The sequence below is a fragment of the Pedobacter sp. MC2016-05 genome (assembly GCF_026239735.1).
Lineage (GTDB): Bacteria > Bacteroidota > Bacteroidia > Sphingobacteriales > Sphingobacteriaceae > Pedobacter.
The window spans coordinates 479870-504432 of record NZ_JAPIVT010000001.1 but is presented as its reverse complement, the minus strand read 5'-3'; the positions used below and the strand labels follow the sequence as shown (position 1 = coordinate 504432).

Genomic DNA, 24563 nt, shown 5'->3' with positions numbered 1-24563 from the left:
GAAAAACATTGTACCCTTTGCGGTTAAATAATTCTAAGGGTAACTGAAAGTCAATCCAGCTAAATACCTGCTTATTTTCCGATATGGATAATCGCCAGCACCACCCGCAGCAAACTGAACAATAATGGTATTCGTTTTAGGATCGATATAAAGTCGCTGCCCCAACATCCCTTCAGCCGCATAATCTCCATTTTCGCCCGTTTGCGGAACCCACCACAAATAATGATGAGCAGATTTCTGCCAGCCTTTTGCCGATGCCGGTTGCTCAGCGCCTATACTAATGGATTGTTTCACCCATTCTTCTGGAAGAATCTGACTATTATTATATTTTCCGTAGTTAAGGTACAGTCGACCAATTTTAGCTAAATCGATAGCGGTAACCTGAAATCTGCTTGCAGTGTTGGCTAAACCGTTAATGTGATCTAATCCGAAAGAGGCATCGTATTCAGCTCCTATTTTTCGCCAGATATTTTCTTCAAAAAACTGAGCTACAGATTTACCCGTTGCCCTTTCCAAAATCCAGCCCAATAACATGGGGTCAATACTTTTGTATTTCCAAACGGTACCAGGTTTATTTACCAGCTTCACTTTCATCAGTTCAGCTTTCATATCGTGGGTATAATAATATTTGGCTTCGTCAGAAAAAAATGCTTTCAGAACACCACCAAATGCATCCTGAAACTCCAATCCCGATTTCATATGCAATAGGTTTTTAACGGTGATATGATCAAATGCCTGATTGGATTTTAACTCCGGAAGATAATCGGTAACCTTATCGTTTAAACTTTTGATATCGCCATTGGCCAAAGCCACACCAAGCAAAACAGAAACCATACTTTTAGCGCCAGAAAATATAGAAGTTAAAGTGCTTTCACTATAACCCGCAGCATATTTCTGATAGAGAATGCTATCATTCCGAATGACGATAAAGGCTTTTAATTTCCCATTCTGGAAATAATCAGCAAAAGAAACAAACTGTTTATTGCCATCACGAACTTTCAAAGTATCAAGATCATTTCTCATTTTCGAAGCAGAAAAGAAACGAAACACCGAATCGCTTTTATGTACGATTTCTTGTGGAAAAGCCTTGTAAGTATTGGCATCGGGCGTACGATACCACAAAACCCGCATTAAATATGGATGCCAGATAAATAAACCTGCGAAAATAAGAAGTACAGTAAGGAAGAAGTAAAATAATGCCCTTTTGAAGATTTTCATCAATATAGATTCCAGAGACAAATATAAAAGATTATGCTTGTTGCCGATATTCTTTATGTGAAAAACTAGCCGCTTTCTTTTTTGGTTTATATTTCCACCGGCGGTGACTCCATAGCCAATGAGCAGGCTCCTCCCGGATAATTTCTTCCAGAAAACGGGTGTGTAATTCTGTAATTTCGAATTCTTTTGTCGTTGCTGGATTTAAGCAAAGCGGCACACAATCTACCTCATAATAGCCCCGTTTTAAAACCCTAACCTTGAAATAAAAAATTGGTTGATTGGTCTTCCGCGCAATTTTTTCGATACCAAGCTGAATAGAGGCTTGCTGGTGCAAAAAGCTTGTCCAATAATGCGATTCATCTTTTGATGGCGCTTGGTCATTTCCAAAACTGAAGATACTGGCGGTACCTTTGCTGGCTGCAAGCGCCCGCATGGTTTGGCGCATTGGTACTAACTTATTTCCAAATTGACTACGCACTTTTTTAAACCACTTATCGAAGGTTTTGTTGCTTAAAGGCTTGTAAATAGGATAATGATCTGCATAGAAATTTAAACCTATTCCTAAAGTGCCCCACTCCCAATTACCATAATGTGCTGAACATACTAGAATGCTTTCGCCTCGATCAAGATAGGCTTGTACGACTTTCTTATTTCTGAAAATGAATCGTTTTTCGATCTCTTTTTTCGAAATACTACCCATCTTAACAATTTCGAAAATAAGTGTAGACAGGTATTTGAAAAAACGTTTCTCAATATGCTGGATTTCGATTAATGTTTTATCTGGAAAGGCACGGGTTAAGTTAGTTCTAACTACTTTTTTACGGTAACCGAAAACGCGGTAAATTAGCACATAGCTCATATCAGCTAGTGTATACAAGATGGGTAATGGCAGCAACGATAATACGCCTAAAAAAAATATTCCCAAATGGGAAATGCCCTTTTTAATCATATCAGATTAATTAATTCAAAAACTGAAAACACGATAAAAACTCAAAAAGATTTATGTGTTTGTCATTCTCATTGAAAGCCTAAGCCAAACTAGCAGAAATGCCTCCCTCATTCTCTAATAAACTAACTGGCTTAGGCTGTGGTTTATATTTCCATCTACGGTGGCTCCACAACCAATAAGCCGGCTCTTCCTCGATCATTTCTTCCAGTACACGAGTATGCATTTCTGTGATTTCAAATTCTTTAGTTTTATTGGGATGTAAGCAGATAGGAACACAATCCACTTCGTAGTAGCCTCTTTTCAAATAGTTGATTTTTAAATAAAATACTGGTCTATTTGTTTTCTTGGCAATTTTTTCTATGCCCAACTGAACAGAAGTTTCTTGATGTAAAAAGTGGGTCCAATAGATTGATTCGTCTTTTGCGGGCGCTTGATCACTTCCAAAAGTGAACATACTGGCTGAATTTTTACTAGCCTGAATGGCTCTCAAAGTTTGACGCATGGCTACCATTTTATTACCAAATCTACTTCGCATGGTTAAAAACCAACGGTCGAAACTTCCGCTGCTTAGCGGCTTGTAAATGGGATAGTGTTGACCCGAAAAATTTAAACCGATTGCCATACACACCCATTCATAATTGCCATAGTGCGACGAGCAAAACAGTACGCTTTCATTATTCTGAAGGTAAGCCTCGACTAAATCAGCATTTTTAAATTTTACCCGTTTACTAAGCTCCTTCTTTGAGATGCTTTTCATTTTGATGATCTCAATAAATAGCGAGGATAAAAACTTGTAATATTTCTTTTCTATGGCTTTAAGTTCCAATGCGCTTTTTTCTGGGAAAGCATTGTATAAATTCTCATTCACCACTTTTCTACGATACTTAACAACGTAAAAAATCAATACATAAAAAGCATCAGCTAATCTATACAGTAGAAATAGTGGTAAAAGAGAAAGTGCGTTTAATAAAAATATCCCCAGAAAGGATAGGCTCTTATTAATCATAAAGGGATTGATTAGTTTGGTAATGCCAGCAAAATTAAAAGGACAATGAAATCCATCTGCCATGGAAATGTTAGTTTTTTATTCTTAAAAGTTTTATGAAAAATAGCTGACAGAAAATCAATCGATTGATTAATTTATGAGGATTTCCTGATAGGAAATCTTATGAGTATCAGCTTAGGTTTTCTTAAATCAAAAAACTCACTCTCTTTAAGTTTGTGCTTTCGCAAAATCGTAGTCATCCCGCTCCTCGAGGAAAGGGAAACCAAGAGCAATGGTTTGAATCCTTACCTCCATGTTGAACAACAAAAACCCCTCAAAATTAAAAAGCCCCGATTTACATCGAGGCTTTTGATTTTATAATAGCGTTAGCGAACTATCTACCGTTATTTTTACGTTGTTGCTCTGTTAGGAGGATTTTACGCAAACGCATGCTTTGCGGCGTAACTTCGATGTACTCATCAGCCTGGATATACTCCATAGATTCTTCTAAAGAGAATTTAATCGCAGGTGCAATACGAGCATTATCATCTGTACCAGAAGCACGCATATTGGTTAATGCTTTTCCTTTAACGATGTTGATCACCAAATCGTTATCGCGAATGTGCTCACCCAAAATCTGTCCTTCGTAAATATCAGTTCCTGGATCTACAAAGAAACGACCTCTATCCTGTAATTTATCAATAGAATAAGCGGTAGTTGTACCCTTATCCATAGAGATTAATACTCCATTCAAACGACCTGGAATTGCACCTTTCCAAGGCTCGTAAGCTTTGAAACGGTGTGCCATAATCGCCTCACCAGCAGTAGCCGTTAATACGTTGTTACGTAAACCGATAATACCACGAGACGGGATTTCGAATTCTAAGTGTTGTAAATCGCCTTTTGGCTCCATAATTAACAATTCACCTTTACGCTGAGTTACCAATTCGATTACTTTACCAGCAACATCACCAGGAACATCAACAATTAATGTCTCAACCGGCTCATGTTTTTTACCATCAATTTCTTTAACGATAACCTGTGGCTGACCAACCTGTAATTCATAACCTTCACGACGCATCGTTTCGATTAATACAGATAAGTGAAGAATACCACGACCATAAACTAACCATGAATCAGCACCTTCAGTTTCAACAACTTTTAATGCCAAGTTTTTCTCCATTTCTTTCATCAAACGATCTTTGATACGTTGAGAAGTAACTAATTTACCTTCTTTACCGAAGAAAGGAGAGTTATTGATGGTGAACAACATGTTCATTGTTGGCTCATCAATGCTAATTACTGGTAATTGCTCTGGCGCCTCGAAATCAGCGATTGTGTCACCAATATCAAAACCATCAATACCTACAACTGCACAAATATCACCAGAACTAACTTCCTGAGTACGGATTTTTCCTAAACCTTCGAAAGTATAAAGTTCTTTAACTCTTGTTTTAACAATTTTGCCATCACGTTTAATTAAAGTAACTGGTTGGTTTTCTTTAATAGTCCCACGGTGAACACGACCGATTGCAATACGACCTACGAAAGACGAATAATCTAACGAAGTAATTTGCATTTGTAAAGTTCCATCGTTAATCGGTGCAGGTGGAATGTTAGCCACAACTGCATCTAACAATGCGAAAATATCTGTAGTTGGTTTCTGCCAGTCAGTACTCATCCATCCTTGTTTAGATGAACCATAAATTACCGGAAAATCTAATTGATCTTCAGTTGCCTCAAGGTTAAAGAACAATTCGAAAATTTGCTCATAAACCTCTTCCGGGCGACAGTTTTCTTTATCCACTTTGTTTACCACCACGATTGGTTTTAAACCTAACGCCAAAGCCTTTTGCGTGACGAAACGCGTTTGAGGCATTGCACCTTCAAAAGCATCGCAAAGTAAAAGTACACCATCAGCCATTTTTAATACACGCTCTACCTCACCGCCGAAATCCGCGTGACCAGGTGTATCGATAATGTTAATTTTTACGTCTTTATATTGTACTGATACGTTTTTAGATACGATAGTGATCCCACGTTCACGCTCTAAATCGTTGTTATCTAATATCAATTCTCCTTTTTGTTCGTTATCACGAAAAACAGAACAAGAGTGTAAAATTTTATCAACCAAAGTGGTTTTACCGTGGTCAACGTGAGCTATAATAGCTATATTTCTAATCTTTTGCATAAAATGCGCCTATAAATTTGGCGCAAAGATAGTGTTTAAAAATGGGAAATCTACTATACGAGCCACTATTTAATGCTATGATAATGTTGTAATTATCTCATCTCTAAATAGAAAAGCCAATGATGTAGCACTTAGGTTTGCATCAGCCCGCTGTACACTATAGTCCTCATCAAAATCCGGAGCGCCGTTGCCATTGGGTTTAAATCGCAACCCTATTCAAACTATTGATGTTTTTAAAGGAAAGTACAATCAGCCTTACTGAGCGCTCAACCATTCTGTAAAAGAAATCACCCCTAATTCCGGTTTAGCATCACCTTTTAAAATCGCAATAAATTCCAAAGCATGGCCATCAGGATCATTGAAATAAACCGCGATAGCGGGCATCCATGCAAAAACCATCGGTTGGCTATCGTTAGACTTAAGGAAATTATAAGGCTGCAATCCTCTCGTTTTTAAAAAATGTACCGATTTTTCCAGTACATCATCAACATCACATGTGAATGCAAAATGACGGATGTCAATTTCTTCTTTTGGTTTTTCCCAAATGCCCAACATCGCTTCTTTGGGTTTACCTACCCAGAAAAAAGCAATTTTGCGCTCTGGCTCGTAATGGCATTGAGTGAGTCCTAAAACATTACTGTAGAAATCGATAGATATTTCTAAGTTTTCTACATAAATATGCGTCTCAAATAGTCCTTTAATCATGTGTTGAAGGTATGGCTTTATAAAAGCTATTGAAAATCACCTTTGTTGATGTGCCTATAAGAAATATCGATATAAGAATTATGGGTTACCGAAGAATGATTTCTGGCATTAACAGTAATGAACAAAAGATTTTTAACCTACGCAGCAAGGCTAACAGTGGTATTTCTATCGCTTATAGCCTTTTATTTCCTTGCTGCTTTTATACTCTCGCGGATTACGGTAAACGGGAAGTCGGTACCAAGCAATGGCATTGCCATCTATATCATAAGCAATGGAATTCATACTGATATTGCCGTACCAGCAACGCATTTGCTAAGAGATTGGACGAAAGAAATTAAATACAATCACACTGTGCATGCAGACAGCACCTACAATTACCTCTCTTTTGGCTGGGGCGATGAAAAGTTTTATCTGGAAACCCCTGAATTTTCAGATCTTAAACTGAGCACCGGCTTGCGTGCAATTACAGGCTTAAGTACTTCAGCAATGCATACCAGCTACTATCATACTCCTGTTGAGGATCAGCATTGTAAAAAGATTATCATCAGCAACAAACAGTATCAGCAGTTAATCAACTACATTACTGCTAGCTTCCTTACCGATGACAAGGGGAACTTCATAAACATTGGTCCGGAAATCCACTATGATGAGACCGACGCTTTTTATAAAGCGAAAGGCAGTTATAGCATTTTTAAAACCTGCAACACCTGGGCGAATAGCGCATTAAAAAGCTGCGACCAAAAGGCCTGCCTATGGACAATTTTCGACACCCCAATTCTCAATAAATATCAGTAGCTTATTAAACTTCAAAAGCCCAGTCTAAAAAGGCACGCATCACGCTTTCCCAGGTAGCAACATCATGTTTGCCGCCAACTTTTTCATAGTAAAATATATTTTCAGGCCGCTTATAACCTTTCCTTAAAAGAGATTTTACTACATCAATGGTATCATCAATAGAATCGATGATTAAGTTTTTGTTCCGATCTGCTTTTTCATCTTCAGTTCCAGTCATTAACCAGAATTTCATATCAGGTTTTGTAGATGTAGAATCAATAAGTGAGTGCATTATTCGATCTGCATCTGTATAGCCTTCGGTCAAATCTTTCTTTCTCCACCAAAAAGCTCCCGAAAAAACACCTATTACATCAAAAACCGATGGGTTATTCCACGCAATATCAAAAGCTGACAAACCACCTAAAGAAAAACCGGCAAAACCAACTCTTCCGGTAATAGGCATGGCAATTTTCTTTTTCACAAAAGGCAAAAGCTCCTTAATCACAAAGTCGGTATACAAATCCGCTTTGGCTCCGCGGCCTTTAAAATCAGGAACGCCTGCAACTCCATACTCCATTAATCGTTCGGTAGATGCCTTAATGGCAACAACAATTAACCTATGATTTCTTTTATTGTGATGTGCTTCTTGCAAAATTCTACTGAATTCCATCTTGGCTACATCTTGCCCATCGTTTAGCAAAAGGAGTTCTATTTTCTCATTGCCCAAAATGCCTTCAGGTGCATATATATCTATTTCAACCTCCCGCTTCAAAAAAGCAGATGGTATCTTAAAACTACTGGTATTAACTTTTACTGATAAAATTGTTGTGTACATGATATTCTAACCCCCAATCGATTGACACAGTTTGATAAAAGTACAAAGGTACAAATCTTGATAAACTATCAATTAAAGGCGGCCAATTTTTACAAAATCCTTTATTTTAAAACGATTACATTCTTTTTGTTGAATTAAATTTCTATCTTAAAACATTCAATTTTATATATGATTAAAGAAGAACATAAAAAGTGGTACAGCCCAAATTTAAGTGCTGAAATCGACATGCTCATCTTTGGTCACAGTGGTATCCCTATTCTACTGTTCCCAACAAGTATGGGGCGATATTTCGAAAACAAAGACTTCAAATTGATAGATTCTGTTGAGGGTTTTATCAATGAAGGAAAAATTAAGATCTATTGTCCTGATGGCATTGATAAATTAAGCTGGTACAACAAAAGCATCCATCCTGCAGACAGAGTAAAAAATCACATTTGGTACGACAAGTATCTACTGGAGGAAGTTGCACCTTTAGCCAGACATGAAACCGGGCACAGCAAGATCATTACTGCTGGCTGTAGTTTTGGTGGATACCATGCGGCCAATTTTGCTTTCAGACATCCCTGGCTGGTGAGCCACATGTTTAGCATGAGTGGCGCATTTGATATCAGTGGCCAATTAGACGGATTTTATAATGATGATGTTTATTTCAACAATCCGGTTGATAATTTGATGAACAACAGCAATCCTGAACTTCATTACATGAAAATTGTTTTAGGTACTACGGATAGAGATATGTGCCGGCCAGACAACGAAAGGTTATCGGGCATACTTGCACAGAAAGGCATCAATCATTGGCTTGATATCCGCCAGAATGCCGACCATGACTGGCCAATTTGGAGAGAAATGTTTCCCAATTATATTGCGCAATTATAACTGCGGCAGTCAAACAATTTAGCGATAAAAACAATTAATCAGTTATACTGATTATACACCTAAACATAAAAAGTACCAATGAAAAAAATAGGGATTTTATTTGGCCAGGAACGCTCTTTTCCTGAAGCCGTTGTAGAGAGAATTAACCAAAAAGCAGAAAACGGCATTAGTGCCGAACCTGTTAAAATAGAAAAAATACTGCAAAATACTCCGCTGGATTATGCAGTAATTATCGACCGCATTTCCCAGGATGTTCCTTTTTATAGGGCTTCGTTAAAAAACGCAGCCATTACCGGTACCGCAGTAATTAATAATCCATTCTGGTGGAGTGCCGACGAGAAATTCTTCAATAACGCATTGGCTGAACAAATCGGAGTTCCGGTTCCTAAAACAGCTTTGATTCCATCACGTCAACACCCTACCGGGACAACTGGCGAATCTTTCTCAAACCTAACGATGCCTTTAAACTGGGATGCGATTTTCGATTACGTAGGTTTCCCGGCATACATGAAACCATATGATGGAGGCGGATGGAGAGATGTTTATAAATTACATGATAAAGAAGATTTCTTTGATAAACACAGTGGAACTGAGCAATTGGTGATGCTTTTGCAAGAAGAAATCATTTTCGATGAGTATTTCAGATGTTATTGCATCGGCGGAAAACATGTTCGCATCATGCAGTACGAACCTCGCAACCCACAACATTTGCGATATGCTGTTGATGGAAAAAAACCAGATCCAAAATTGTTAAAAACCGTAGAAGAATACACATTGAAATTGTGCCAATATTTAGGTTACGATTTTAATACAGTAGAATTTGCGGTACGTGATGGTGTGCCTATCGCTATCGATTTTTGCAACCCAGCACCTGATGCTGACATCAAAAGTGTTGGACAGGAAAACTTTGATTGGGTAGTAGAAACCACTGCTAATTATGCAATCGAAAGAGCAAAAGCGCAAAAACCTGGTCAGGATAATTTAACCTGGGGCGAATACATTAAAACTTCTGTTGCTGGAAAACCATTAATGGCAAAAGCAGCTGCTAAACCTGTGGTGCCAAAAGCAGAGGCACCGGCAGCAAAAATAGAGAAAGTAAAAGCTGAAAAAGCGCCTGCCAAACCAAAAGCTGAGCCTAAAACCGAAGCAAAACCTGTGGCTAAGAAAAAACCAATAAAATAACCGGGATTATATAACCAAATATTACTAGGATGAACGAATTTACGCTGGGCATAGAGGAAGAATACATGGTAGTTGATCCCGTTACCAGGGAACTTACCTCGCATGACCAAAAAATCGTAGAAGCCGCCCAAAAAATACATAAAGACCAGGTTAAGGCAGAAATGCACCAGGCTGTGGTCGAGGTTGGAACAGGCATTTGCAAAACAACGGAAGAAGCCCGTAAAGAAATTTCTCAATTGAGATACACGGTTTCTCAGCTTGCCGGCGAGCAGGGTTTAAGAATCGGCGCAGCTGGTACTCACCCATTTTCCCACTGGGAAAAACAATTAATCACAGAACATCCTCGTTATAATGAAATTGTAAATGAGCTGCAGGAAGCAGCTCGCTCCAATCTAATTTTTGGCTTACACGTTCACGTCGGTTTTCAATCTCGCGAGCTCGCTATTCATATTGCAAATCAGGTCAGGTATTTCCTGCCTCACGTATTTGCTCTGTCAACAAATTCTCCTTTTTGGGAATCTAGGAATACAGGCTACAAATCTTTTAGAACGAAGATCTTTGATAAGTTTCCACGAACAGGTATTCCTGATATTTTCAATAGCATTGAAGATTATGATAACTACGTAAAGCTCCTGATTAAAACCAATTGCATGGATAACGCCAAGAAAATTTGGTGGGACATCCGCGTACATCCTTTCTTTGATACAGTTGAATTTCGCATTTGCGATTGTCCGATGTTGATTGATGAAACAATGGCTTTTACGGCATTATTTCAGGCTTTATGTGCCAAACTGTATAAACTTCGTTTGCAAAACATGGAATTTATCAGCTATTCCAGAGCCTTAATTAACGAAAACAAATGGCGTGCTGCCCGTTATGGAATCGACGGAAATTTAATCGACTTTGGTAAAGAAATGGAGGTAAACTGCCGCAACCTCGTGCTTGAGTTACTTGATTTTGTTGATGATGTGGTGGACGATTTAGGTTGCAGAAACGATTTGGAATACGTTCATAAAATACTTGAGCATGGCACAGGTGCAGACAGACAGTTGGCAGTTTACCAACAAACCGGTAACTTTGAATCGGTGGTAGACTATATTACTACTCAAACACTTATAGGCGCAAAGTAATTTTAAAATGGATAAAAGAGAGTTAAAGGTCGCCGTTATTGACATGAATAACGGCGCACCTAATCAAGGTATGCGGGGTATTCAGGAAATTTTATCCCGATTCAGAAACGACAACAACATTAACCTTTCTTTTGATATTTTCGATTTAAGACAGAAAGGTGAAATACCAGGTATTGGATACGATGCCTACATATCGAGCGGTGGTCCGGGTAGCCCAATTGAAAGTAAGGGTGAAAAATGGGAAAACGATTTTTTTAACCTATTAGATCATATTGAAGCTTTTAACGCATCGAACGACGAACAGAAAAAATATGCTTTTTTAATTTGTCATTCTTTCCAACTGGCTTGTAGGAAGTTCTGCTTAGGAAATGTAACGGAAAGGCGATCGAATGCTTTCGGAATTTTCCCCATTACTTTAACTGAAGATGGCGAACAAGATGAAATTTTCAGTGGCATCACGAATCCTTTTTTCTCAGTCGACAGTAGAGATTGGCAGGTAATAGAGCCAGATTTCGCTGCTTTTGAGGCTAAAGGTGCTAAACTGCTGGCCATAGAGAAAGAACGTAAACACGTAGATTTGGAAAGATGCATGATGTCAATCCGCTTTTCTGATGAAATTATCGGTACTCAATTTCACCCTGAGGCAGACCCTGTTGGAATGAAAATGTACTTGCTACAAGATGAAAAGAAGAAAGCGATCATCGATCTACATGGTGAGCCGAAATATTTGGACATGCTTAACAGCCTTGATGATCCTGCCAGAATTGTATTAACCCAAAGCATTATCCTTCCTAATTTCCTAAAAAAAGCGATTGGGAATCTGCAGGAGGCGTAGCTCCGAACCCCTAACGGGGCTAAGACAGGTAATCTGTGGTCATTTCGAGGTACGAGGCAACCTCTCTTCTAAATAGATTGCTTAGTACCTCGCAATGATGATATTATTAAAAGAATAACATTATGATACCAGCTCAACGCCGAAAATATAACGAACAGTTTACCGAAGAAAAATACAAAAAATTCATTACGGATCTGGAAAGCAACTATTTCCAAATTCCCTTTCGAGTTGCCGAAACGCCAATTTTTGTACCCAGAGCGCTAAAAGAAAAGCTGATTGCGGCAGGTGAAGAAATCATTAATCTCATAAAACAGCCGAACTTTAAGGCGTTAACACAAAAATCGATTCCTGCAGATTGGAATGTTCCGAATGAGAACAAACAGCCTCATTTTTTAACTTTTGATTTCGGAATCTGTAAAAATGAAGCTGGCGAATTAACCCCCATGTTAATCGAAATGCAAGGCTTCCCTTCGCTTTATGGCTTTCAGATTCATTTGGCAAACACCTTTAGAAAGTGTTTTGACATTGATCACTCCGTGAATCATTTCTTAAATGGTTTTGACGAAGAAAAATACATTAACCTTTTTAAAGAAGTAATTATAGGCAAACATCAACCGCATGAAGTTGCTTTGATGGATGTAGATGCTCCAAACCAAAAAACAGCTATTGATTTTTTCGTAACTCAAAAAATGCTCGGTATTAAAATCCTGGCTTTAGAGGATATCAAGAAAAACGGTAAACAATTATTTTACGAAGAAAATGGTCAGCAAATCCAATTGAAACGGATTTATAACAGGTTAATATTCGATGAAGTAGCTGGCAATACCGAAATTTTTAAAAACAGTTTCGACCCGAGGGAAGAGCTCGACATAGAGTGGGTGACGCACCCAAACTGGTTTTACAGAATAAGCAAGTATACCATGCCATTTTTAAAAAGCGAGTTTGTTCCTGAAACCCGTTTTTTAAATGAGCTTTCTGCAATACCAACTGACCTGGAAAATTATGTTCTAAAGCCACTTTTCTCTTTTGCGGGTATGGGGGTGATTATAGATGTTACCAAAGCTGATATTAATAAGATCTCTGATCCAGAAAATTGGATCTTACAAAGAAAAGTTACTTACGAACCCGTAGTTCAATCGCCGGATGGCGGTGTAAAGGCCGAAATTAGAATGATGTATTTGTGGCCTGATGGTGGCGAACCCCAGCTTTGCACGAATTTAGGCCGGTTAAGCAAGGGAAAAATGATTGGTGTTCGTTACAATAAAGATTTTGACTGGGTTGGCGGAACAGTTGGTCTTATGGAAGAATAACCTTTTTACATTAACCTGAGTTCGAAATAGCAAAATCAGCTTATATTTGTTTTATGAATACTCAAACGATTTTAGTCTTTCTACTTTTTGCGGTTGCATTGGTGTATGTTGGCCGTTTGGTTTATAAATCTTTACAGGTTAAAAAAGATGGATGTGGTGGTAATTGCAAGTGTGGCGTAGATTTTTCTGACATTAAGCCTGCGAAAAAGTAATTTCAGCCGTTATGATTGATCAGTTTAAAAATTACCTCAAAGAAAAAATTCAAATAACTGATGAACAATTCGACAGTATTTCTACTGGTTTAAAAATAAAAAAATTCGAAAAAAGCGAAATCGTTCAATACACCGGCGACATCACGAAACACGGCTTTTTTGTTTGTAAAGGTCTGCTTCGTGCTTACTCCATCGATGCAAAAGGCAAAGAGCACATTCTTCAATTTGCACCCGAAAACTGGTTGATATCCGATCGCAATAGCATGAACAATGAAGCATCTGTTTTTTTTATAGATGCCATTGAAGCGACAGAGGTAGTGATAATGCCAAACGACTTTATGGAACAAGCCGCTATACAAGTTCCTTGTTTGCAGCCCATGCACACAAGATTGCTCAATAATTCTATCCGGTTTATGCAAAAAAGGATTAATATGCTTTTAAGTGCACCCGCTGAAGAACGTTACCTTGATTTTATAAAACTTTATCCAAACCTTACGCTCCGCGTTCCCCAATGGATGATTGCATCCTACCTGGGAATTACTCCAGAATCTTTAAGCCGTGTAAGAAAAGAACTGGCCAATAAACACTTCAGGCCATCATAGAAATTTTGAGTGTTGAGTTTTAAATGAGAGAATGCCAAAATTGTAAATATTCTTAATTCAATCACTCCATAATCCGTTCGAATAAATCTATGTTTCTCTAATTCACTCATTTAATTAACATACATCAATTTCTATTTCACGCCCTTGCTGTAATTTTGTAGTGTAAATATTAAACACCTCAAAAAACAAAACGATATGGCAACTACTAAATGGACATTAGATCCAACACACAGTGAATTACAATTTAAAGTAAAACACTTAATGATTACTACCGTTACAGGTAGCTTAAAATCTTTCTCAGCTGAATTAACTTCAGAGGGCGACGAATTTGAAAACAGCGAAATCTCTTTTAAAGGCGATATTGATTCGTTAGATACAGGAAATACAGATCGTGATAACCACTTAAAAAGTGGCGATTTCTTTGATGCTGAAAAGTTTGCACACATCGAATTTCAATCTACTTCAGTAGAGAAAGATGGCGGCGATTATATTGTTAAAGGCGACTTAACCATTAAAGGTGAAACTAAACCTGTAAAATTAACTGCTGAATTTGGAGGTATTGCAACTGACCCATGGGGAAATACTAAGGCTGGTTTTACCTTGAGCGGAAAAATCAACCGTTCTGATTTCGGTTTAACCTGGAATGCTGCACTGGAAACGGGGGGCGTTATGGTGAGTGAAGAAGTACGCCTTCTTGGAGAATTGCAGTTTGTAAAACAAGCTTAAGTGTATAGGCGTTTGGTGTTAAGCGTTCAAATCGCTTACCTCCAAACGCTAAACAAAATCTCCAAGTATGGAAACTAAACAAATAGCCAATATTCTAAAAGCACCTGCACCACACATGGTTGGAGATGGATTTAGAGTGCATAATTTTTTCCCGGGCGGTTATGAAATTGATATGAGTCCTTTTTTCTTAATGGATTATGGCTCTAAAATTGAATTCTCTGCCAGGAAAGAACCTCGGGGCGTTGGCATACATCCGCATCGTGGTTTTGAAACAGTTACTATTGCTTACCATGGAGCAGTTGCTCATCATGACAGTTCGGGCCATAGCGGCGTTATTTATCCCGGAGATGTGCAATGGATGACGGCAGCAAGTGGAATTCTTCATAAAGAATATCACGAAGAGAACTACAGCTTAGCGGGCGGCCCTTTTCAAATGGTCCAACTTTGGGTTAATCTTCCGGCAAAATTCAAAATGAATAAGCCAAAATATCAGGCTATTCAGCAAAGTAAAATGGCCCATTATCATCTAAGCGATGATGGGGGAAAAATTGAAATCATTGCAGGAAGCTATCATGGAATTAAGGGCAACGCCAGTACTTTCACACCTATAGAATTGTACAATGCAAGGTTAAACAAAGGCGGAAAAGCCGAATTTAGTTTTCAGGCAAACTTCAACACCGGATTTATGGTGATTGAGGGTTCAATTCAGGTAGATAATAATGAAATCGTTTCTGCCGATAATTTCATCTACTTCAAAAATGAAGGAGAAGAAATTAAAATTGAAGCGCTTGAAAATTCCGTTGTATTGATTTTAAGCGGTGAACCAATTGATGAGCCAATTGTTCAATATGGTCCATTCTTGATGAACACGGAGGCTGAGATTACTCAGGCAATTTCAGACTACAACCAAGGCAGATTTGGTTATTTAGAAGAATAATACAGGTTTATAATTTATATTTTGAGCCGGCTTTTTTATAAAAATTGCCGGCTTTTTTTTGTACCTACCTAAGTACTTAGCCCTGATTAAAGCGGTATCTCCCCGGTCCTTTCTTCATCGGGAATATAGCGTAGCAGGAGGAACATTAAGAAATGTTGCAGGCATTGCTCTCCAAATCATTTTCATACAATCTTCATATTCGTTAGTGACATTTGATTATTAAATCAGAAGAAAAATGTCCGGAAAACAAATATTTCAAACTGAGAACAAAAGACGCTGGAATACTTTTACCTGGGTTAGTCGATCGTTTTTTTTAGTTTTCATCATCGCAATTGTGTGCGTTGCGTTTACTTTATCGTCGGTTCAGGCGCCAAAATTGCCTTTTATCAATACCAATACGCCGCTTACGGCTAGGCAGCTAGATAAATTAAAAAAATCGCAACGATACAAAGCTTTCTCTATAGCGAAAACGAAGCTGCAAAAAATAAAAAAGGACCGGGAGAATAGAGCGCTTCATAAACGTGGCAACCACAAACGCATTAACATGGCTTTTTATGTGAGTTGGGCAGGTACAAAAAACGAATCCATATCAGACCTTAAGCGAAATATTGGCCATCTGGATATGGTTGCTACAGAATCTTTTTTCCTAAATGGCGATTCTATTGTTGACAAGGCCGACACTGCCGCACTGAAAGTTATTCACGACAGTAAAAAATCAGCAATTGCCGTGCTTTCTAACTTTAATAAAGACCATTGGGATGGCAATGCTGTAAAACGATTATTGAATGATCTACCTGCTCAACAAAAGTTGATTTCTAACTTAATCTCTATCGTTCAAAAATATGGATACAAAGGAATAAATGTTGATTTTGAAGAATTGAATCTTGAAAACAGCAATAGTTTCAATTCCTTTATGAAAAATCTGTACAATCAGTTTCATGCAAAAAAACTCATTGTATCTCAAGATATTTCTCCTGAAAATGATGATTATCAACCCGATATTTTGCAGAAATACAATGATTACATTGTGATTATGGCTTATGATCAGCATACAGATTTAAGCAATTCCGGCGATGTATCAAACCAGGAATGGGTAGAAGAAAAGCTTGATAATATTTGCACTAAAGTTGATGCGGATAAAGTAATATTAGCATTGGCTTGTTATGGTTATGACTGGCCAAAAAATAGCGTTGGCAAATCTGTAACCTATGAAGAAGCGATCACTTCTGCTGTCAATTACAAAAGTACAGTAACCTACAATCCTTCCTCCGCAAATTTGAATTACAGTTTTAAAGATGGAAGCGGCATTCAACATGATGTATATTTTACAGATGCGGCTACGTATTTTAACATCATACGCAAAGCTGATGATTGGGGAATCGCAGGTATTGCCTTGTGGCGTTTAGGATCAGAAGATAAAAGGTTATGGTCTTTCATTTCTGAAGACTTGAGCTTGAGTGCTTTAGAGAAAAAGCCATTTGATCTACGCAAGATGTCCACTTTGAACATGACTGGCGTCTCTTACATTGGCGACGGAGAAATATTGGATTTGGTTTCTACGCCCAAACCTGGTGCCGTTCAGTTTACGCTTGATAAAACTGATTTCAGCATCGCAAACCAAAAGTACATTCGCTTGCCAGAAAAATATGTGATTAAACGGTTTGGAGAAGCCGACAAAAAAATTGCGCTTACATTCGATGATGGTCCTGATCCGGTTTACACGCCACAGGTTCTTCAAATTTTAAAGCAAGAAAAAGTGCCCGGTTGTTTCTTTGTTGTAGGCATCATGGCCGAAAAAAACATGGAATTGTTGAGGAGAGAATATGATGAAGGTTATGAAATCGGAAACCATACCTTTTTTCATCCTGATATGTCAGCCATTGGCCCTCGAAGGGTAAAATTTGAGCTTAATGCCACAAGAAGATTGATTGAGGCCGTTACTGGCCATAGCACCATTTTATTTCGTGCACCTTTCAATGCAGATGCCGAGCCGCAAAATATATCAGAAATTTTGCCTGTGGCGCAAAGTCGTAAAGAAAACTACATAAACATTGGTGAGTATATCGACCCTGAAGATTGGGAGCCTGGCAAAACAGCAGATCAGATCTTCAACGAGGTGGTAAAACAAAAAGATAACGGAAACATCCTGCTTTTACATGATGCTGGCGGGAACCGCGAAGCAACCGTTGCAGCCTTGCCACGAATTATCAGATTTTTCAAATCTCAGGGTTATACTTTCATCACTGTTGGCGATTTAATGGGCAAAAAAAGAACAGAGCTGATGCCTGCTGTAAATTCTGAAGCCAATAGCGGATTTACCGGATCGGGAGATTATTTTTTCATAAACTTCTTTTATTACGGAAATATCATCTTGAACGCCATATTTTCAGTAGCTATTGTTTTGGCCATTTTAAGGACGATTTTTATTGCCTACCTGGCAATTAAACAACGTAAACTGGCTAAAATAAATGCGGCGGAGCTTGTTCAAAATCCTAACCAAATGGTAAGTATTATTATTCCGGCTTACAATGAGGAGATCACGGCTGTACAAACCATCCAAAGTCTGCTGAAAATTGATTATCCGAATTTCGAATTGATTTTTGTGGATGATGGATCGAAAGACAACACCTTCCAGGTTATCAATACCCGCTTCGGCAAACATGCCCAGGTTAAAGTTTTTAAAAAAGAAAATGGCGGCAAAGCTTCTGCGCTGAATTATGGAATTGCCAGAGCCAATGCTGAGTTTATCATTTGTATTGATGCCGACACGCAACTGAAAGCAAATGCAGTAACAGAACTGATGCGTTATTTCTATGGGGAAGACATTGCTGCTGTTGCCGGCACGGTTAAGGTTGGAAATACGCGAAACCTCATCACCAGATGGCAATCGATAGAGTATATCACGTCGCAAAACATGGATCGCAGAGCCTTCGATTTATTGAATACGATAACAGTTGTGCCTGGTGCTATTGGAGCATTTAGAAAAGCGGTAGTGTTGGAGGTTGGTGGTTTCACCATCGATACGCTTGCTGAAGACTGCGATTTAACGATGCGGATTTTAAGAGCAGGGCATAAAGTGAAAAACTGTGATTTAGCCATAGCTTATACCGAAGCACCAGAAACTGTAAATATGCTTTTAAAGCAACGTTTTCGTTGGAGCTTTGGGGTGATGCAAAGTTTTTGGAAAAATCGCAAAACACTATTAAATAGAAAATATGGCTATTTCGGAATGATAGGCATGCCTAATATTCTAATCTATCAAATCATTCTGCCCCTGTTTTCCCCTCTGGCAGATTTGTTTATGCTGATTTCATTGGTAAGTGGCCTGTTTTCTTTAAGCACCATTAACAATTTAACGTTAACAGGTTTCTCCGGAATTTTAAGCCTACACAATGGTTTTGGTCAAGTATTGTTTTATTATTTGATCTTCATTTTTGTTGATATAATTTTTGCAGCCATTGCATTTAAAATGGAAAAAGAGAAGCTAAAAAACCTGATTTACCTTGTTCCTCAACGATTTTTTTGGCGGCAGCTGATGTACCTGGTTCTTTTTAAATCAATAAGAAAAGCCATTAAAGGAGAGCTGGAATCCTGGGGAACGCTAAAACGAACAGGAAATGTGAAGGAAGCTGTTGCTTGATGCAATGAACAATCAATTTGATAAATTTCCAATTGATTTTATTGTCTTCATAAAACGTTCCTACGGAACGAATTTCAACACGAGCCGGATTTCGTAGTTTGGTATCCGCAAAAAATATTACCCATGATTATAACCCTGAAATTAGTTCTTTGTGATAAAGATTATAGAATAGGTGCCATATCTGTGCTACATCTGAGCTCACAACCTAATAACACTGTTCGTTTTGCTGAATTTATTTCAGCACCTTTCATGCCAAATGCTAGAAGAAATGGTTGTCAGTTCCGTAGGGACGGATCCTGGGTAGACGAAAGATTATATTTTTCAATTTCGTTCCCTCGGAACGTTTCATGATCTTCATTTGAATTAATCAAAGCGGCAATTCGTTTTATTTGATAGATCAATTAGGAAACCATCGCTCAGCAACTAGGTTAGCCAGAACTTTTGCAATAAAGTGTTGGCGCCTTGCAACCCTTGGAAATGAATACTATTGCTGCTTTTTAGCCCCAGTTTGAAGCATTACCCGGCAGCGAGGAAGCATGACGAGCGAAGCCTGCCTACCGCAGGCAGGCGTAAAAGCGCAAAACGGGAACAAATTTTGTGTTTTGAACTGGCTTTGCGCTTCAAAATATTTATTTGAATTTATACTTTCTCGATTAAACAAACGGCATAGGCCACAACGCCTTCTTCCCTACCCACAAAACCCATTGTTTCATTTGTGGTCGCTTTAATCGAAATATCTTCTGTACTAATCCCAATAGCCTTGGCAATATTTTCTTGCATGGCGGGTATGTGAGGATTAATTTTTGGAGCCTCCAAACAAAGCATGGAATCAATGTTTCCCACTTGCCAGCCTTTATCGGCTAATAATTTAACTGTTTCTTTTAGTAGGATAATACTGCTTATCCCCTTCCAGCGATCATCGGTATTTTTAAAATGAAAACCAATATCACCAAGGTTGGCAGCACCTAATAAAGCATCGCAAATGGCGTGAAGCAAAACATCGGCATCCGAATGGCCAAAAGCACCTTTATGATGATCTAATGTTACACCACCAACTACAAAAGGGTGCTGATCTTTTAGTTGATGTACATCGAAGCCAAAGCCTACTTTAATTTTCATTGTAAATGATTAAGTGTTTAACTAATTGTCGGCAAAATTCCTGAAAATCTTATCTGATGATCTTCTTATCGCCAAAGTTAAACAAAAGGCCGAAACGGAGCGTGTTTGCCAATGGACTTGTTTGTGTGTTTGCTAACAAATACGAGAAATCTATATTGAAAACGTTGTATTTCAAACCTAAACCCAAAGTAAAATATCTACTATCGCCTTTTGAGGGGCTTTGATAATTATATCCTGCCCGCAAAGCAAATTGTTGGTTGTACCAATACTCTAAACCCGTTGATATTCCAACCTCTCTGAGTTCTTCGCTGAAACCACCCGGTGCATCGGAGAATGAACCAAAAATACCGGCAGGAACGGAGCGGTTTGGGTTTCTACCACTAATAATATTACCGTTCGAATCGTAAATAGGTTGGGTTGGTACCAACAACTTATTAAAATCAAGGGCTAAGGTGAAGGTGCTGTAATCATCAACAACAATAGTGGAGGCACCACCCAATTTAAAATTAGTAGGCAAGAAAAAATTCTCGCCCCCATCAGAATAACTCATTTTAGTACCAATGTTTGAAATATTAGCACCCGCAGACAGCACAGCCTGCTTTCCGAACATGGTTGTAGCTGTTTTATATAAGCCAGAAACATCTACTGCTACTGATGTACCCCCACGTACCTGACCGGATGATGATAACTGACCAGAAGCTAAATTTGAATAAATATATCTAACGGATGAGCCTAAAGAAAATTCCTCGCCAAAGCTTCTAGCGAACGAAATATCAAATGCCAGTTCGTTAGGATTTGCAGTACCTAAATCTTGCTGATTAACATCTGTTAACTGAATCGAGCCTAAAGAAAAATAACGTAGGGAAGCACCGATCGTATTTCGATCATCAAGTTTGTAAAAACCACTTAAATAAGCCAGGTTAATATCAGGCACCAAACTTTTCAGCCACGGACTATAGGAAACTGAAAACCCGTACGGTTTATCGATGAATGCCAGTTTAGAAGCATTTATACTTGCCGAATTTACATCGCCTGCAACGGCAACACCCGCATCACCCATTGCGCCTGAACGAGCATCGGGTGTAATTAATAAAAAAGGAACGGCTGTTACAATATTGTTCGATTCGCTGCCATTCGTTTGAGTTGTACCTATAGCCACCTGAGCATTTGTTTTACCAAATATCAAGGTCAAAGAGAGTGCAGAAAAAGCAAGTTTAATGAGATACTTGAAATTCATTCTTTAAAGGTACGTAATTTTAGATTTTCGGGACATTGTTATTCTGGAGATTGGTTTGATAACGCAGAACTAAAAATTATATTTTACCAAATTACGAAATATGCGATTATTTAATCGCTTCAGCTGCGATTTTTACAGTTTCGTGAAACCACAGAAGTCATAACTATTGATTAACTAGGCATTTGCGTGTTTATTATTTATTCTTTTTTTTTTAAAAAGGTTATTGATTTATCAGCAAATGATATCCCAATTCATTTTCCTACTTTTTAAAATCATGGCATAAATAGTGGCTTCATTAAGATCTACGGTTCTTTCAATAGGTTCCACCCTTAATTATACTTAAAAAACTAACATTTATTGCATTTGTTTAACATTTGCAGGTGTATCTTTCGCAAAGCTGTCGCCGCGATTATCGACAGATCGTGGGCGTTTAACCCCAAGTTGGGAAAGAGTGTCCAAACTTAAATCCAGGTCTTTAAAATCTAACTTGGGCTTTATGATATTTATTATTGATTTTAGTTTGGCATCAATCTCTTTTAAACAATGTTGGAATGGCAGCGGCAGAGGTAAGTAGAATCACAATAATAATTATTATGGAAATTTTCTTAAACATGGGTTAATCCCTATCATAATATAGGTTTGCGCATGTAGCCTCTCAATAAACGAATGAAATCATTAAACCTTACCTGCAATTGAATATCAAATAAATCAATCAAAAATTTAAAAGGCACAATACCTCATAAAATAATACGTTATGGGATAAAAATATAATCGGTATTTTATTGCCACAATATTTATATATCCACTAAAATTGCTTAATTTTATCAGTTGAATCGTCATTTGGCGATCGTCCCCTGTACTTTATGAAAAAACTTATACTTTATTCTTTTACTTGTTTGTCATTAGCGGCATTGCTAAGTGCTTGTAGCTCCAAGGGAGGAAACAGTTCTAGCAAAACAGGTGTTCCCTACGCAGATCGGAAAAGCAAAACGAATCAATCGGGCGCTTTTGCTGTGGCTACTCAGTATAAAAGAGCCCCGGGACCTGGATTAATTCCCATTGAAGGTGGGGTTTTAGTCGTAGGTGGAAGTGCTATTGAAGTTCCTGGTATTGAACCGAATATTTATAACTACAAAAGACAGGTAACAGTCCCTTCGTTTTACATGGACGAAACTGAAGTCTCTAATACCGATTGGTTGGAATACCTGCATTGGATTAGATATAACTTTCCGGAAGATCAAGAGTTTTACTACAATGAGCTGCCCGATACTTTAGTTTGGCGTAGTGCTTTATCATATAACGAGCCTTATGTAGATAATTATTTACGTCACCCGGCCTACCGCGACTATCCAGTAGTTGGAGTTTCATGGGAGCAAGCTTCGCGTTATTGCCAATGGAGGACCTCTCGGGCCAATGAGTTTATTTTACGGGAAAAAGGTATTTTAACAGATTATAAAACTTTGGCTGGTGGAAATACGGGGAAGAATGGAGCAGCAACAGCAGCAACCCCTAGACCAGATAAACCATTTAACACTGATGCTTACCTTAACGGACAGTACGACGATAAAGGTAGAAATGCACCAATAGATTATAATACTAAATCCGGTGCTGCTACGGGGACAGCAGGCGCTACAGCAGGTGGCAGGGGCAATAATCAACCAAGAAGAACTGCCACATTAGAAGATGGTGTAATTATGCAGCCTTACCGCTTGCCTACAGAGGCAGAGTGGGAATATGCTGCATTGGGATTAATCGGCAATACTGAATACGAAAACATCAATCAGAATAAAATTTATCCTTGGAATGGACTAGGAGTGAGTTCTGCAGCCAAGAAAACTAGAGGTATGATACAAGCCAACTTCAAAAGAGCACCTGGTGATTACATGGGTGTTGGCGGATCATTGAATGATAAAGGAGATTTAACAGTTCCGGTAATTCAATATACCCCTAACGATTTCGGTTTATATAACATGGCTGGAAATGTGAATGAGTGGGTAAATGATGTTTACAGAACTGGTACATTCACTGATGCAGATGCTTTTAATCCTTATCGTGGTAACTATTTCGAGAACAAGAAGCTGGATAATGCGCAAACTGGAAAAATTGCCTTGGATAAATATGGTAATCCGATAAAAGAGAATGCATATTCAGGAAGAAAACAAACCTGGGCAGAAAAACAAGCGCAGGCAAAACGTATCGATTCAATTTCAAAATCAACTGATCCGCAGAGCACAACTGCAGCTACAACTTACCAGGCCGATCAGAGAGGTTATAGAGATAAAGAGAATCTTCTTTTGAATGAAGAAGGGGTAACGTTGATAAATGATAAATCCAGGGTTTATAAAGGCGGTTCATGGAACGATATGGCTTATTGGTTAAATCCAGCAACCAGACGTTTCTTATCACAAGATGAATCATCAGCAGAAATAGGATTCCGTTGCGCCATGACCATGTTAGGTGCTCCAGAAATTAGCACCTCAGGAAAAAGAAGTTTTAAAACGCCTCCTCCCAGACCATACCGGGTAAGTAAAGGCAAGTAACAAAAAACTCCCAACTCTAACGAATTGGGAGTTTTTTGTTACCTTATAATTCTTGTATCATTTAAATTGAATAAGTACCTGATTCTTCTCTACCTTATCACCTTTATTAATTAGCACCTTTTTAACAATCCCCTCAGCTGAAGATTTCAATATATTTTCCATCTTCATGGCCTCCAAAACCAATAGGCTGTCACCCTTTTTAACTTCTACATTTTCTTCTACCATTACATTTAATACCAAACCTGGCATTGGCGCCTTAACCTCCGAAATTTTAGTTCCGGCAAGATTGTCCATGCCCATTTGTTTCAGCAACTGATCAAATTGGTCTTCAACCTTAATTTGATAGATTGCTCTATTAACTTTTATTGCACAGGTTTTATTACTGCTATCAACTGATATGACCTCCGCATTATATGATTTATTTTTATAAAGCAGATGCGAAGAATTGTTGCTCAACTTAATGGAATCCAAAGAAATGTTTTCTCCGTTTAATTTAACCCCGTTATGGTTGATTCGAATATCATAATGAAGCTGATCATTAACTTTTACTTTATACATAA

The 24563-nt window shown here is 38.2% G+C and carries 21 protein-coding genes; 12 read left to right on the top strand and 9 right to left on the bottom strand.

The features are described from left to right. Positions 1–33 precede the first annotated feature (33 nt). The 5 genes from OQZ33_RS02180 to OQZ33_RS02160 form a co-directional block, all read right to left on the bottom strand. Positions 34–1218 carry a serine hydrolase domain-containing protein gene (locus OQZ33_RS02180; RefSeq protein WP_265797394.1) on the bottom strand — a complete coding sequence of 395 codons (1185 nt, stop codon included), beginning with the start codon at positions 1216–1218 and terminating at the stop codon, positions 34–36. 31 nt (positions 1219–1249) lie between these two features. After that, positions 1250–2167 (bottom strand): lysophospholipid acyltransferase family protein, encoded by a 918-nt coding sequence (locus OQZ33_RS02175; protein ID WP_265797393.1) that lies wholly within the window; start codon positions 2165–2167, stop codon positions 1250–1252. A gap of 79 nt (positions 2168–2246) precedes the next feature. Beyond that, positions 2247–3236 carry a lysophospholipid acyltransferase family protein gene (locus OQZ33_RS02170; protein ID WP_265797392.1) on the bottom strand — a complete coding sequence of 330 codons (990 nt, stop codon included), beginning with the start codon at positions 3234–3236 and terminating at the stop codon, positions 2247–2249. A gap of 310 nt (positions 3237–3546) precedes the next feature. Then, positions 3547–5343: a translational GTPase TypA gene (gene typA / locus OQZ33_RS02165; protein WP_056850801.1), complete on the bottom strand. Its 1797-nt coding sequence runs from the start codon at positions 5341–5343 to the stop codon at positions 3547–3549. A 255-nt stretch (positions 5344–5598) separates the two neighbouring features. Then, positions 5599–6048, bottom strand: a complete 450-nt coding sequence (locus OQZ33_RS02160; RefSeq protein ID WP_265797391.1) for a VOC family protein — start codon at positions 6046–6048, stop codon at positions 5599–5601. Between the two features lie 117 nt (positions 6049–6165). Here OQZ33_RS02160 and OQZ33_RS02155 point away from each other — a divergent pair, with 117 nt between their 5' ends. After that, positions 6166–6843 (top strand): TIGR02117 family protein, encoded by a 678-nt coding sequence (locus tag OQZ33_RS02155; protein ID WP_265797390.1) that lies wholly within the window; start codon positions 6166–6168, stop codon positions 6841–6843. A 4-nt stretch (positions 6844–6847) separates the two neighbouring features. Here the strand turns inward: OQZ33_RS02155 and OQZ33_RS02150 are convergent, their stop codons facing one another. After that, positions 6848–7657 carry an alpha/beta hydrolase gene (locus OQZ33_RS02150; protein ID WP_265797389.1) on the bottom strand — a complete coding sequence of 270 codons (810 nt, stop codon included), beginning with the start codon at positions 7655–7657 and terminating at the stop codon, positions 6848–6850. Between the two features lie 168 nt (positions 7658–7825). Between OQZ33_RS02150 and OQZ33_RS02145 the strand changes: the two genes are divergently transcribed. From OQZ33_RS02145 to OQZ33_RS02100, 10 genes are all read left to right on the top strand, one after another. Further along, complete coding sequence (locus OQZ33_RS02145; protein WP_265797388.1) at positions 7826–8533, top strand: esterase family protein; 708 nt, start codon at positions 7826–7828, stop codon at positions 8531–8533. A gap of 78 nt (positions 8534–8611) precedes the next feature. Further along, positions 8612–9715 carry a hypothetical protein gene (locus OQZ33_RS02140; protein ID WP_265797386.1) on the top strand — a complete coding sequence of 368 codons (1104 nt, stop codon included), beginning with the start codon at positions 8612–8614 and terminating at the stop codon, positions 9713–9715. 29 nt (positions 9716–9744) lie between these two features. Then, positions 9745–10845, top strand: coding sequence for a carboxylate-amine ligase (locus OQZ33_RS02135; protein ID WP_056850795.1), 1101 nt, complete (start codon positions 9745–9747; stop codon positions 10843–10845). Positions 10846–10852: 7 nt separating this feature from the next. Further along, complete coding sequence (locus OQZ33_RS02130) at positions 10853–11680, top strand: type 1 glutamine amidotransferase (protein ID WP_265797385.1); 828 nt, start codon at positions 10853–10855, stop codon at positions 11678–11680. A 122-nt stretch (positions 11681–11802) separates the two neighbouring features. Then, the gene (locus OQZ33_RS02125; protein WP_265797384.1) at positions 11803–12990 is read left to right on the top strand and encodes a hypothetical protein; all 1188 of its coding nucleotides are present in this window, start codon (positions 11803–11805) and stop codon (positions 12988–12990) included. A gap of 53 nt (positions 12991–13043) precedes the next feature. Beyond that, positions 13044–13202 carry a FeoB-associated Cys-rich membrane protein gene (locus OQZ33_RS02120; protein ID WP_082455068.1) on the top strand — a complete coding sequence of 53 codons (159 nt, stop codon included), beginning with the start codon at positions 13044–13046 and terminating at the stop codon, positions 13200–13202. A gap of 11 nt (positions 13203–13213) precedes the next feature. Then, entirely contained in the window at positions 13214–13804 is a 591-nt protein-coding gene (locus tag OQZ33_RS02115) for a Crp/Fnr family transcriptional regulator (RefSeq protein ID WP_265797383.1), read from the top strand. Between the two features lie 195 nt (positions 13805–13999). Next, positions 14000–14530 carry a YceI family protein gene (locus tag OQZ33_RS02110; protein WP_265797382.1) on the top strand — a complete coding sequence of 177 codons (531 nt, stop codon included), beginning with the start codon at positions 14000–14002 and terminating at the stop codon, positions 14528–14530. A gap of 67 nt (positions 14531–14597) precedes the next feature. Next, positions 14598–15467, top strand: a complete 870-nt coding sequence (locus tag OQZ33_RS02105) for a pirin family protein (RefSeq protein ID WP_265797381.1) — start codon at positions 14598–14600, stop codon at positions 15465–15467. A gap of 235 nt (positions 15468–15702) precedes the next feature. Then, the gene (locus OQZ33_RS02100) at positions 15703–19107 is read left to right on the top strand and encodes a glycosyltransferase (RefSeq protein ID WP_265797380.1); all 3405 of its coding nucleotides are present in this window, start codon (positions 15703–15705) and stop codon (positions 19105–19107) included. A gap of 639 nt (positions 19108–19746) precedes the next feature. Here OQZ33_RS02100 and ispF read toward each other — a convergent pair. Together ispF and porV are read right to left on the bottom strand one after the other, a co-directional pair. Continuing rightward, positions 19747–20226, bottom strand: a complete 480-nt coding sequence (gene ispF / locus OQZ33_RS02095; RefSeq protein ID WP_265797379.1) for a 2-C-methyl-D-erythritol 2,4-cyclodiphosphate synthase — start codon at positions 20224–20226, stop codon at positions 19747–19749. 49 nt (positions 20227–20275) lie between these two features. Further along, on the bottom strand, positions 20276–21463 hold the full coding sequence (gene porV / locus OQZ33_RS02090; RefSeq protein WP_265797378.1) for a type IX secretion system outer membrane channel protein PorV: 1188 nt from the start codon (positions 21461–21463) through the stop codon (positions 20276–20278). Between the two features lie 863 nt (positions 21464–22326). On the opposite strand from porV, the gene OQZ33_RS02085 reads away from it, so the two are divergent. Continuing rightward, the gene (locus OQZ33_RS02085; protein ID WP_265797377.1) at positions 22327–24003 is read left to right on the top strand and encodes an SUMF1/EgtB/PvdO family nonheme iron enzyme; all 1677 of its coding nucleotides are present in this window, start codon (positions 22327–22329) and stop codon (positions 24001–24003) included. A 57-nt stretch (positions 24004–24060) separates the two neighbouring features. Here OQZ33_RS02085 and OQZ33_RS02080 read toward each other — a convergent pair whose 3' ends face one another. Next, positions 24061–24561 (bottom strand): acetyl-CoA carboxylase biotin carboxyl carrier protein subunit, encoded by a 501-nt coding sequence (locus tag OQZ33_RS02080; protein ID WP_265797376.1) that lies wholly within the window; start codon positions 24559–24561, stop codon positions 24061–24063. Positions 24562–24563: the final 2 nt, after the last annotated feature.